Below are 13,235 nucleotides of genomic sequence, written 5' to 3'. Positions count from 1 at the left end.
CCCTATGCTTTAAATGATCTTTGAAGCTAGTAAAATAGCAATTGCTTCCTTACCACAATTTACTTGTAATTTTCTATACGTGTTCCTTAAATGAGATCGAGCAGTATCATAAGCAATATTCATTTCATGCGCAATCAATTTAACACTGTAGCCTTTGGTGAGTAATTGCAAAATTTCCGCTTCCCTTTTTGTGAGATCATATTTTATTTGAATGGTATCCTTTTGACGTGAGGTTTTAAAAGAACTGATTACTTTTTTTGCAATCATAGGAGACATTGGAGCCCCTCCGTTAAGTACTTCTGCAATTGCATCAAAGAGTTTTTCAGGTGAGGTCTTCTTCAAGATATAACCATCTGCCCCTGCACATATACTTTTAAACAGCCTTTCATCATCCTCAAACTGTGTGTACATAATAATGGTTGTTTGTGGCCTTGTCTCCTTTATGTCTTCCACCCCTGATATGCCATCCTTTCCTGGCATATCAATATCCATAATAACTAGATCAGGGTTGTATAGGTTTATCTGCCTTTTCACATCATTTACATTGTTAAAATCTGCAACAACCACATAATCGGTATGAGAATTAAGCAGATAAACCAATGAATTCCTAAGGGCTTCATTATCTTCGAAGATGACTAATTTCTGTTCCATTTTATTTTAGACATTAAATTTTGGATGTATAATAGTATTCCTTTACAAGGAGTATGATCTTTAGGTATAGTTACTGTAAATTGTGTTCCTAGCCCTGGGCTTGAAGAAAGGATGAGCTTCCCGTTCCATTTTTCGGTTCTACTTTTAATATTTTTAAGACCGTTTCTTTTATGTTCAGTTTTAGATAAATCGAACCCTTTGCCATCATCTGTAATGTTAAGGCAAATGTTATTGCTACCAGTTTTAAGTTCTACGAGCACCTTTTGGGCTTCCGCATGTTTGCGGATATTATTTAATATTTCTCTGAACATAAGAAAAATGTCTCGTTGTTTTTCGTGAGAGAATTGTTTGTCAACGAGCTCATCAGCCATATTCATTTGATAATCTATTGTACCCATATCAAAGAGCTCTCCTGCGTATCTTCTCATTCTTACAATCAAGTTAGAATCGATAGCAGATTTACTGTTCATGTTCCAAACAATTTCATCCAACGCTTCTGTCGATGCCATTACTTCTTCCCGGATAGCTAAGATATAATCTTTCTGTGAATTTTTAACTATGTTAGGATTACGAATAAGTTCTGTCATGAGTTGGATATTGGTCAGTCGAGAACCGATATCATCATGGAGGTCTCTTGCGATAGACATCCGCATAGTTTCCAATGCTAAAACGGCATTGGCTTTGTGAATGGTGTTTCTTCGATAAATGATCAGCAGTAACACAAATCCTATAATGACACTAAAAAAAACCAACGAATACTTAATAACTCTTTGCTTTTCTAAAGCAGCTAAGCTTATAATTTTGTCTCTTTTTAGCAAAATGATTTCTTTTTCACGTCTTTCCAAATTGAAATCTTCTTCCTTTTTCTTTAGTTGCATGGCAAGTTTATAACTTACCAAACTGTCTTTTTTATCATGGTATTGCTCATTATAAAATAAGGCTTTTTTAAAGTCATTCTTCTCCTCGTAAAATTTCACTAAGTATTTATAACTTTCAAGCTCTTGCGCTTTATTGCCATCTTTAGCATACTGATGGATGTTTTCAAACAGTTTTTTCTCCAAACCTGTATCTGAAACCAACGTAGGCTGAAGAAATTTAAGCTTTGTCTCTATCGCTTTAATTTTAATTTCATCACCAGATTTAATGGCTAATTTACGTACGAGCTTAAATTGATTCAATGCCATTAGGGACTGATTCATTTCTAAATAGGTATTACCCAATTCCATAAGCACTTCGTATTCTTCTGAGAAGAGTTGCATTTCTCTAGCAATGTGAAGTGCCATTCGAAAATATTTCAACGACTTTTCAGCATCTTTCAATCCGCGATAGATTTGACCTAAGGTTATATTTGAAGAACATAAACCACGTTTATCATTTAAAAGCATTTTAATCTTGCTTGATTTTGTGATATAACCCAATGCTTTATCATACAGTTGTAATGCAATAAAATCTCCGCCAATAGCTTGATAAGAAAAAGATTGACCTTTTTTATTGTTGACTTTTAAAAACCCATCTAATGCTTTTAGATGATAATTAAGCGCTGTTTCATAAGCTCCTAATTTAAGGTAAGTATTACCAATATTTAGAGATTGGCCTGCTACAGATAGTGGGTTTTTCACTATTTCACTTTCTTTTAATGCCTGAAGAAGAAAAGGTATTGCGGCCTTGTAATTACCTTCGTTTTTAAGCATAAGCCCTTTCACGGCATTATAATTAGACCTTATTTTTATATCATCTGAAGAGTTTGAGCCATGCTGAAGTGAGAGTTGTCTAAGTTTTTCTAAGTAATATTCAGCACTATCTGTTACCGCTGTATTTTTAAAGATATTTACAAACTCCGTATAACTATAGGCAACATGTAAATCCCAGTTGATCGATTTTGCTAGGATGATTGCTGTATGCAAATGATCTTTTGCTTGATTGATATCATAACGAGTGAGTTCTGTGGCTAATAAATTATGAGCAGCACATAGATCTTTTGCGTTCCCGGATGACTGTATTATTTTTTTCAAACTATCAATCGTACGATTTTGACCAAAACAAAAACCCGGCAAGACTAGAAAGAGAAATAATGCTAAGACACTAAACCGGGACCTGTAGATGGGGAACATTATAAGTTATATCAATTAAAATCAAGTAGTTAAGGCGCATAAGTATGAAAAAGCATTCATACTGTAAATTCTGGTGCTTACAAAGGTAAGGGGATTAAGAGCGGCAATAAATCATCTTTTAGGATGATTTATGATGTATAATATGCCCAATGCGTCTAAAAAAATACGCTAAAAAGGTTATCGAAAACATCAAATGTGCAGTTTTATCACCCTTTAATTCCTAAATAGATTAAATATCCCCTTAAAAGAGCATTTTATACCTACCACCGCTACACTAATTTAGCAGCATGTTTAACATTCTTTTAGTTACTATCTAAAGCAAAACTTACATAATAAATGAAAATGTTATTTTTATATAAACTAATGTGGGTGATAAACGCATTGGTTACTTTGGTATACCTTTATCTTTTGATTGGAGTACTTGGACTGAAAGAGAGCCAAAAACTATCGACGATGGACACTTTAAAGTGGGTTGGAGGTATGCTCATTATTCTTTTTTTACTTTTTTTTAGTATGTACCTAAAACACAAAGGGCGTACTGGCTCTGCAGTTTTATTTTTATCACCTATATGTGTAGGTGTTACGTGTGCACTTCTTTTTTGCATTTACCTGCTTACTGGAAAAAACAAACTTCAATAAGCCCATTTGTATGTACCAAACTATTAAATCTATCTGTTGTTTTTATCTATTCTTGCTTTTCTCCTCCTGTTCATTAAATGCTCCAGAAATCGAGAAAGCTGCAGAAATCAAATCAGTTCTGATAGCTGGTGAAGGTAAAAATGCATTGCTGATTGTTCATGAGCTTACTTATAAAACCATATTGCATCGAACAAATAAATTAAAACTTTCTACTGCATCGGCAATTTTTAGGTATTCTGTTTATCAACTTGATAATGGCCTTTTAGTAAACAGAATGGTAACGGGTAATGGACCAGATGATTTCCAAATTATTGGTTTTCAAGGAAGTAAAATTTGGTGTTATGATAATTTACATCGATTGCACACTAGAAGGCTTCCAGATTTAACACTTCTGCAAACTCAAAAAGATATGGCCCTTACTAATCCTATTTTAAGCCTTAACTCTTCGCTACCCGATGTTGCAGAAACATACCAATATTACCATTATAACCCACTAGATACCCAATTAACTATTATCAATAAAAGTGGCAATACCTTTAAATTAAACGTTCTAACACTAAAGTCTTTTTCTACAGAAAAAGCAAAACCTTTTACTAAAAAACTGAAACCCACAGGGAATTCAGTTTTTTTAAACCCAAAACAACTTCTTAAACTTACAGGCAATAGTGAACAATACATCACTAAAGATGGTAAAACCGCTAAAGTGCCCTACCTGTTTGGCCGATTTCTTCTAGAACAAGATCCTACTAAGCTTGCTATTGCCGAAAAAAATTGGGAGCAAAAACCACTTGCAAATTATAAAAAACCAACCAGAGTAGATTTTAACACCAGTTTCAATGAAAAGATGAATAGGAGTCGCCGCACCATTACTGGCGAGAATCTTGGTGGTGATTCTACCAAGGTTTATCTATTGTATAGTAGTAGTTTTGGTAATAGTGGTGCTGCTTTGATTAGCCAGATAGCTATTAATTCTGGGCAATATAACAAGAGATGGACATTAGCTTTTCCAGATGTGTTTTTCAATCTAGTTGCAAAAAAAACAAAGACACCTTTCCAAAAAAAATACAGAGCGGGTATTCAATCAAGAGATTTTGAATGGTATGGAATTTATGGAAACCAGTTTATTGGCATAAAGATGGCGCATCTCATGGTTGCCGATTTAGGGTCTGGCAAGATAGTGTACTCAAAAAAATTATAAGCTTAAACTACTACATTATGAAAAAGACAACCCTATTACTAGCCATCATTTGTTTAAATAGTCTCACCATTTTCGCTCAGCGCATTCCTAAACCTGAAAATTATTTTATTCTTACAACTAATTTAGGAGACCTGGATAATGATGGCAAGAAAGAACTTGTTGTAGCTTACAATACAAAGAAAGAAGATGACACCTATGAAAGTATACCAAGAGAACTAAGAATTTACAAGATGCAGAACGGAAAATGGGTGATGTGGAAAAAATCTGAGCAGGCTCTTTATGGCAGTCAGGATGGCGGAACGATGGGCGACCCTTTGGAAAAATTGGAGATTAAGAATGGCATTTTAAACATCACCCAAAGCGGAGGAAGTAGTTGGAAATGGGGGCATACAGATAAATATCGCTATCAGGATGGAGAATTCTATTTAATCGGCTATTCTAGCATGGATGGAAAACCCTGTGAATATTTTGTTCATGTTGATTTTAATTTATCAACTGGTAGCATGATTGTGAAAAAGGAATATGAAAATTGTGAAGATGATGACCAAATAGTTTACAAAAGAGAAAATGAAACCATCTATAAAAAGGGCATAAAAATTACGCTTCAAAACAGGAGCGGAAAAGAAATAAAAATAGTGACACCCAAATACAAACACGAAATTTATATAGCGATGAAATACGAATAGGAATGGCTCTCTGGGTAGTTCCTATACTTTAACTTTCCATAGTAATTTTCCTGAGTTAGTATCTAGTCCGAACATATACAGCATTCTTACCCCTACCAATACTCCATTTGTTACTCCAAACCATTCATAATCGTAATCTGGATTTCCAGAAGAAAATACCATCGCTTTGGGGTTAGCTCTTAATGCAGCTGCATAGTTGTAATAAATTCCCCCAATCGTACTTCCCCATTTCTTTTCATAACTATTTCCTACTACGTGATGTGCGGACAAATGAATACTAGCTGTATCTTGGAGATCTGTGGCTTCCATTACATACACTGTATTTGAATTTATCCCCAAGCTAACTGCAGACAAACTTGACTGCAAGGATAGCGCATCCCATTTAGTTGCACCTATCTCCCTAAGTATACGGTGTTTGAAAGCTGCAATTTTTTGCCTATCATTCTCTACCAATAGCTTTCCCATCAAAAAAGAATACCCACTGCTATTACCTTTCCGAAAATAGTTTCTTACATCTGAAGTTAAGGAAACTTGTCTTTCAGCATCCAGATAAACAACGGATGATAGTGAATAAAGAATTGGATTTAAGTTTGCAGGCATTGCTTTCTCTTTTAAAGCCGACAGTGTTTTGGTATTTAAACGAAACACAAAACCAGTATTATTTAATAAAACAATACTTTGTTGCTCACAATCAAATTGATAAAAACGATAAGCTTGATATAATGGGACTACAGGCATTTGCACGATTGCAGGATTGAGTGCAATAATACGGCTGTTATTGATGACGATTTTTAACGAGACGGGATTCCTTGCATGCAAACCTATCTTAGGGTCTGCGCTGTAGCACCACAACAACTTTCCATCAAAACCCAATAAATTAAAGTCCGCATCTGGTTCACTAACCAAACGTGTGAGAAGTTTGCCTGAATTTGCTGACCGTACGGAATAACGATATTGTTTATAGCCAGATATGTAAGTTCCTCTTGGTCCCGATGATTTAGAACTAGCTTGAAAAATCTCCTCTTTACTAACTAAATAGCTTTGGGTTCCTGTTTCACATATTAAGATTTGGGCAACATCATCCGCAGCCGCAGTTTCTGGTGATTTATGAAAACAAGACATTAAAAAAAGACAGCAAATAAGAAGGGATAAGATGGTTTGATTTTTCATGAAATTAGGTTTAATACAAACAATACTACCCTCAAAAATAAATCAAAATCAATGTATTAATCATATCACTAGTCCTAAAGGACTAGTGATTTACGGTCCGTCATTTTCATCGTTAATGACCAAAAAATAGGGTTGTACTAAAAGCCTTGCTATTTTAAGTTGCTTTTTAGGGACGACTTGTAAAGAAGGTTGTAGATAGTATTCAGTACACCCCCTTAAAAGATGATTTTATTGCTTGTTAAGCTGGCTTAACTTTGGTTTTTGGAATAATTCTTATTTCACTAAGCCCTGTAAAAATAAACTCAACAAAATATTCACAAACCATATGCATAAAAATTTATCTATACTCATCACCCGAATAGGTTATATACGGCTATTTTTCTTGCTGATTACCTTTAGTAATCTGACCTCATTCGCTCAAAAAAATTACCATGTTGGTCCTACTCAGGCAATGAAAAAACTTTCTGACGTTCCTTGGAATACACTTGGAGCAGGCGACATAGTGAATATTCATTATGATCCAAACCCATACCGAGAAAAATTTCTTATCTCCACAAGCGGAGAACCTGGGAATCCAATCACTATCGTAGGTATTCCTGGACCAAATGGAGAAAAACCGATAATTGATGGAGAAAATGCCATCTCTAACCCACAAAAACTGGCTTTTCCAAATACTGATGTTTTTGGACTTATTTTTATTGGCCCTGGAACCGGGGCTGGCTCTTATGGTCCTATTCCACATGATATTATAATCGATAATCTGGAAATTCGAAATGCCCATCCTACAAAAACTTTCACAACAGCAAGTGCGCCTCAAACCAAGATACCGTATGACGTATTTTCAGCAGGAATCTATGCAGAAAGAGTGCAGGATCTAGTAATCCGAAATTGTAACATCAATAATTGTGGAATAGGTCTTTTTATTAATTCCAAGTTTTTGTATCATGCTCATTCCAAAAATATCCTGATAGAGAAAAATACATTTACAAAAATCGGCGTTGTGGGTGATTTTCACGATCACGGTTTGTATGTAGAAGCTGAGAACGTAGTTTATCAATACAATTTTTTTGATAAGCTAATTGATGGTGCACTTGGCGCTTCACTGAAAGACCGTTCATCAGGAAACATATTCAGATACAATTATATCGTTGCCTCTGCTGGTCATGCTGTACAAATTGCTGAGCCGCAAGGTGGGATTGGCGTACTTGATCTGCTACCCAGCTACAAGGAAACATTTATGTATGGAAATGTTATTTTTAGCGATGTTGATGGTGCAACCCGCTTTATCCGTTATGGCGGTGATCAGGGTGAATATAAATACTATCGCCCTGGCACGCTTCATTTTTACAACAATACAGTAGTAATAGAACGCAATAAAACATACAATATTGATCCTTCAAAGCCTTCCAAAGCAGCTTATGATGTATCCCTGTTTTTGATGGCAGATGGTGGAGATATTGCCGGTGGAGATACCGTTACCATTACTACAAAAGTAGATATGCGCAACAATATCATCTATGGGCAAGCTGTTCCTGGCTCTCCTGCAGGCACTATTCCTTCCCAACTTAATATCCTTTCTACAAACTTATCTGGGGAGGTAAATATGCGTAACAACTGGCTAAGTCCTCATGTAGTTGACCTCTATGAATACAATACATCAGGTGGCGGAAAAAAACCAAATGCTGGTAGGGTAACACATATCAATGACATTTATGGCAATATGGGGGTAAATGATCCTGGTTTTAAAGACTATGCAAATAAAGACTTTTCGCTTTTATCTACTTCAAATGCTATAGATGGCGGAACAACTCTTTCTACTGCGGCTACAAACTATCCTGTATTGGAAGAATACGTAAAACACCTAAATGCTAAAACCCGTACGTTAACTGGCACAATAGATATTGGTGCTTTTGAAAGCAGTGTACCAGCATTAAATAACGGTTATCCTAAGGAATTAACTACAACGTATGGTGCACCTGATTTTAATCCTGCAGGTACGGCATCTGCAAATCCGCCGATCCCTTATAACAGCAGTGACTTAAGCGTAGCTACAATAGTTGCAGGCAAGATTCACATTGTAGGCGCAGGGAAAACAGTTATTAAAGCAAGTGTTGCAGGCCAAGAATACGTGCTTAACCTTACAGTTAACAAAGCCATGCTTACCATTAGACCAGATGTTGTTTATAAGAAAGTTGGTGACCCTGTACCTACAACTTTTAAGGTAACTTACAAAGGCTTTGTTAATGGAGAAAACGAAACAATACTTACCAAGTTGCCTATTGTAACCACTAAGGCTACGGCAAATTCGCCTATCGTAAGCCCAATAAACCAGACAAATAACTGGAACCCTTATCCACTTGTTGCTAGTGGGGCTGCTGCAGCAAACTATCAAATTGTTTATGTGAATGGCGTGATGAATATGTATGACGATCAAAAGTTAGCCCAGCACATTAGTTTTGACCTAGAAAGTGCTGCTACATACGGAGATCCGGATTTTGATCCGAATGCATGGAGTGATAATCCAACTATACCAATAACATATACCAGTTCTGACCCGAAAATAGCAACCATAATAAACAACAAAATTCATATTGTTGGTATTGGAACCGCAGTAATTACAGTAAATCAGCCAGGCAATGCCATTTTCAAAGATCCAGTAAACAGATATGGAAACAGTCCTGTTACAGGCACATTAGAGGTACAAAAGGCAACGCTAAATATCAAAGCTGATTCAAAATCTATTACTGCAGGGTCACCAATTCCTACACTTACAGGTACTATTACAGGCTTCGTATTGGGGCAAGATAAAACAGTGCTTACAACACAACCGGTTTTTACAACCACTGCTACATCAGCATCGCCTCCAGGAACGTATAAAATTATAGGTTCAGCTGCAACTGCTGGAAACTATTTTATCAATTACATATCCGGAACTTTAACAATCACCTCTCAGGCTACAACCCCGCAAACCATTAATTTTACTCCACTTGCAGCCGTTACCTATGGCACTGCCGATATACCGCTTACAGCAACAAGTTCAAATAGTAAGATCCCAGTTACTTATCTCAGCAGCAATACAAGTGTAGCCACTATAGTGGGAGGAAAACTTCATATTACAGGTGCTGGTACAGCAAACATTACAGCCAGCCAAGCTGGTGACGCCACCTATATCAGTGCTCAAGATGTGGTTCAGGTGCTCACTGTTAATAAGGCACCACTTACCATTACTGCTGATCCAAAAACAAAACTAGAAGGCAGTGCAAATCCTGCACTTACTGCTAGCTATGCAGGTTTCGTAAACGGTGAAGACCAAACCGCTTTGATTACACAAGCTACGTTAATAACAACTGCCACTACTGGTTCTACACCGGGTGATTATCCTATTACAGTTAGTGGGGCAACATCAAATAATTACCAAATCACTTACTCACCTGGTACTTTAAAAGTTACAGCAAACCCAAGTGTGCTCACACCGCAAACCATAAATTTTCCTTCAACAGCTACTGCTAATTATGGTGAAGCAGATTTTGCACCAAATGCTACTAGCTCAAATAGTACCATTCCAATCACCTACCAAAGCAGTAATCCTTTGGTTGCAACAATTGTAAATGGAAAAATTCATATAAAAGGGGCAGGAACAGCAACCATTACTGCAAGTCAGCCAGGAGATACTAAATATAGCCCAGCTCCAAATAGCATGCAAACTTTAACCATCAAAAAAGCTCCATTAGTTATTACTGCTGATATTCAAGTTAAAGTAGTTGGCGCACCAAATCCAATATTTACAGTGAGCTATTTTGGATTTATGTATGGAGAAGATGAAAAAGCATTGACTGCTAAGCCTACAATTACAACAAGCGCCACGATTAATTCACCAGCTGGGGTTTATCCTTTAACTGTTAGTGGGGCAATCGCAGATAATTATGACATCACATATGTTAACAGTAAGATGACTATATCAAATGCTAATCGTATACCAATAACATTAAGTGATATAACTAACATCCTCTCTCCAAATGCAGATGGGATAAATGATTATTGGATTATAAAAAATATTAAATTATATCCTAATAACCATGTTCTAGTATTAGATTCTTCTGGTAGAATTGTATTTGAAAAAAGAAACTACGATAACAGCTGGGATGGAAAATTCAAGGGGAAGGCATTAGCAACGGATGCTTACATCTTTTTGATTGAGCCAGGAGATGGACACGAAAAGCTTAAAGGGACTCTAACTATTATCCCATAGCAATAAAACATTAATTTAAATCAATAAAAAAGGTAGCTTTTTCAATAGGAAAGCTACCTTTTTTATTGTTTATCCAATTGATAATGATCATTTGCACCTACAACTCTATTAAGTTTGGCACAGCTTATTGTTTCATTGCGTATTATTTTTTGTATCTGTTAGTATCGATATTCTTACAAGCAGCTTATTTAAGATCATCATGTAAATAAATAAAGCTAAAGCTTATCGATAATATATTGAATATTGCTAGATAGATTATAAAGAACCTATTATCAATCTTGATATTTTAAACGGTAACTGTATCTTTATGTGCTGCATTTTTAGATAATACAAGGATAGAAACTATTTCAAGATGAATCTTCGCTTTAACCTAATCGTTATCCTCGTTTGCTTTAGTGGGTTGTTTTCCTGTTATGCACAATATGAGCAGATAGATAGCCTGAAAATGGTAATTTTTCGCAACAAAAAAGATGCTGCCCATGTAAATGCACTTAATAAGCTTAGCACAGAATATAGTAGAACAGACATCAAGCGTTCAAAAGATTTACTTTATCAATCAATTTTACTCAATAAGCAGTTGGATCGGGCTGATTTATTAGCTTATGCATATTCTCATATGGCGGCACTACAGTCTAGCACAGGCAAAGTAGATAGTGCCAATATGTACTTAGCGCTTTTAAAAACTTTATCGGAAAGGACTAAAAATGGCTATGCTAATAATGCAAAAGGCTATTATAACTACACTGCTGGGTTATTGCTTAAACAACAAGGTAATTATCGGGCTGCAATCCCATATATGAATTTGGGATTAAAGTATTTTACAGCAGAAGGTGATCTCTCTGCCATAGCGGCTCAGCACATGAGTATTGGTAATACTTACATAAAATTGCTTGAATTCAAGAAAGCGCTAGATGCTCATCTAAATTCTTTACGTCTTTTCATTAAAGCTGGCAATAAAAGAGGTATATCTTTCTGCTATCAAAATATCGCTTCAGATTTTTATGCTATGAAGATGTATGCGCAAGCATTGCCTTATGCAAAAAAAGCAATGGAGCTTAAAACTCAATTAAAAGACACACGTGGCATTGCTGGTGCTGCTATAGGAATGGGTAATGCCTATGAAGGTTTAATGAATGATAAGCTAGCACTTGAATATTATAGACAAGCATTAAAGATACTTCATACATTAAATCTACCTCAAGACGAAGCAGAACTCCAAGTGATGATTGGCAATTATTATTCTAGAAAAAATAATTTTATACAAGCCAAATCTTCTTATGAACGTAGCTTAGAGCTTGCTGAACTTGCTACAGATAGTTCGCTAATACGGAGTACAAAGGCTAAAATTGCATCTGTCAATAAGAGCCCCTCACTTAATGACGAAAGGATATTGCTCAGAGCACTACATGCTGCTTTACGAGATGGAGACAAATCTATGGAAATTGATATTTACCGATATCTTTCAGATTACTACTCTCACAGATCACAATATAAACAGGCCTTATATTATAAGAATATCTATCTAGAGGCAAGTGACAAAGTGCACAACAGCAGTTTGCTAGTGCAGCTAAAAAATATGGAGGAACAGTTTCGCAGAGAGCGAAATATCCAAGAAATTGCAATCCTTAAAAAGGACAGAGAAATAAATCAAGTAAATTTACAAAAAGAAAAAAATCTTAAACTTTCTGCTTTTGTTATTGCTCTTCTTTTGCTTATTATTTTATATGTCTGGATTGTTAATCAACGGGCTCGTAATATGTTACAAATGCAGAAGCTCAGAGATGAATTAAGCCGCGATCTACATGATGATATCGGCTCTAGATTGACCAATATACAGTTCATAACACATATATCCAATCAAGACGATGTGGATGAAAAACAAAGAAATGTACACCTTCGAAACATTCAACAGGAAATACTAGCTTCCACTCAGGCTTTGGACGAAATCGTTTGGAACATGAAAACATCTCCTGAAGATATGGACAGCTTAACCGTTCGTATTCGCCGTTACACGGGCATGCTTTTCGAAGATGATTCTATAAAGGTTAACATTCGCATCAAAAAGGGTTTTCCTGATGATCAGATTTATCATGAGACCCAACGGGATTTATTTCTAATGTTCAAGGAAATTTTAAACAACATCCTTAAACATGCCCATGCAGATACTGTTGACATTGACTTAAGTTATACCAAAGGCTTGCTGTATCTTAAAATTACTGATAACGGCATTGGCTTTGATGACTCAAAAATTTCTTCAAAACGAAATGGCTTGTCAAATCTTAAAAGTCGTGCTCAGAAATGGAATGGAAGCTTTGAGATTAAAAGCTCACCTGGTATGGGAACTCAAGCACTGTTTATTATCCCTTACAATCGAATTTCTTTCCGTAGGTTTTTAAATCGCTTTAATAGGCCATAATCTTAGCTTTTTGTATCATCTAACCTATCAAGATTAATTTTCTTCTAATGTATGATGTAATTAAAATAGCGTTACATTTTTAATTACATCTTCTTAGAGTTTATAATCCTTTACT

At 35.7% G+C, this 13,235-nt stretch carries 7 protein-coding genes; 4 read left to right on the top strand and 3 right to left on the bottom strand.

The window, feature by feature from the left end:
* Positions 1-9: 9 nt before the first annotated feature.
* Positions 10-651, bottom strand: coding sequence for a response regulator (locus ACHMWN_RS08990; RefSeq protein WP_397299909.1), 642 nt, complete (start codon positions 649-651; stop codon positions 10-12).
* Positions 636-2,663, bottom strand: coding sequence for an ATP-binding protein (locus ACHMWN_RS08985; protein WP_397299907.1), 2,028 nt, complete (start codon positions 2,661-2,663; stop codon positions 636-638). Before ACHMWN_RS08985 ends, ACHMWN_RS08990 begins: the two co-directional genes overlap by 16 nt.
* A gap of 748 nt (positions 2,664-3,411) precedes the next feature.
* Here ACHMWN_RS08985 and ACHMWN_RS08980 point away from each other — a divergent pair.
* Both ACHMWN_RS08980 and ACHMWN_RS08975 read left to right on the top strand, forming a co-directional pair.
* The gene (locus ACHMWN_RS08980) at positions 3,412-4,599 is read left to right on the top strand and encodes a hypothetical protein (protein ID WP_397299906.1); all 1,188 of its coding nucleotides are present in this window, start codon (positions 3,412-3,414) and stop codon (positions 4,597-4,599) included.
* 17 nt (positions 4,600-4,616) lie between these two features.
* On the top strand, positions 4,617-5,285 hold the full coding sequence (locus tag ACHMWN_RS08975; RefSeq protein WP_397299903.1) for a hypothetical protein: 669 nt from the start codon (positions 4,617-4,619) through the stop codon (positions 5,283-5,285).
* 21 nt (positions 5,286-5,306) lie between these two features.
* Here the strand turns inward: ACHMWN_RS08975 and ACHMWN_RS08970 are convergent, their stop codons facing one another.
* Positions 5,307-6,455, bottom strand: a complete 1,149-nt coding sequence (locus ACHMWN_RS08970; RefSeq protein WP_397299900.1) for a hypothetical protein — start codon at positions 6,453-6,455, stop codon at positions 5,307-5,309.
* A 325-nt stretch (positions 6,456-6,780) separates the two neighbouring features.
* Between ACHMWN_RS08970 and ACHMWN_RS08965 the strand changes: the two genes are divergently transcribed.
* Positions 6,781-10,704, top strand: a complete 3,924-nt coding sequence (locus tag ACHMWN_RS08965; protein WP_397299897.1) for an MBG domain-containing protein — start codon at positions 6,781-6,783, stop codon at positions 10,702-10,704.
* Positions 10,705-11,056: 352 nt separating this feature from the next.
* Positions 11,057-13,120, top strand: coding sequence for an ATP-binding protein (locus tag ACHMWN_RS08960; protein ID WP_397299895.1), 2,064 nt, complete (start codon positions 11,057-11,059; stop codon positions 13,118-13,120).
* Positions 13,121-13,235 lie beyond the last annotated feature (115 nt).

The organism is Pedobacter sp. UC225_61 (genome assembly GCF_044452285.1).
Classification (GTDB): Bacteria; Bacteroidota; Bacteroidia; order Sphingobacteriales; family Sphingobacteriaceae; genus Pedobacter.
This window is presented reverse-complemented; position numbering and strand designations above follow the sequence as displayed.

Bases quoted from the DNA above. Each gene is read 5' to 3' on its own strand.
- ACHMWN_RS08990 (WP_397299909.1), bottom strand. From the start codon at position 651: ATGGAACAGAAATTAGTCATCTTCGAAGATAATGAAGCCCTTAGGAAT.
- ACHMWN_RS08980 (WP_397299906.1), top strand. From the start codon at position 3,412: ATGTACCAAACTATTAAATCTATCTGTTGTTTTTATCTATTCTTGCTT.
- ACHMWN_RS08975 (WP_397299903.1), top strand. From the start codon at position 4,617: ATGAAAAAGACAACCCTATTACTAGCCATCATTTGTTTAAATAGTCTC.
- ACHMWN_RS08970 (WP_397299900.1), bottom strand. From the start codon at position 6,455: ATGAAAAATCAAACCATCTTATCCCTTCTTATTTGCTGTCTTTTTTTA.
- ACHMWN_RS08965 (WP_397299897.1), top strand. From the start codon at position 6,781: ATGCATAAAAATTTATCTATACTCATCACCCGAATAGGTTATATACGG.
- ACHMWN_RS08960 (WP_397299895.1), top strand. From the start codon at position 11,057: ATGAATCTTCGCTTTAACCTAATCGTTATCCTCGTTTGCTTTAGTGGG.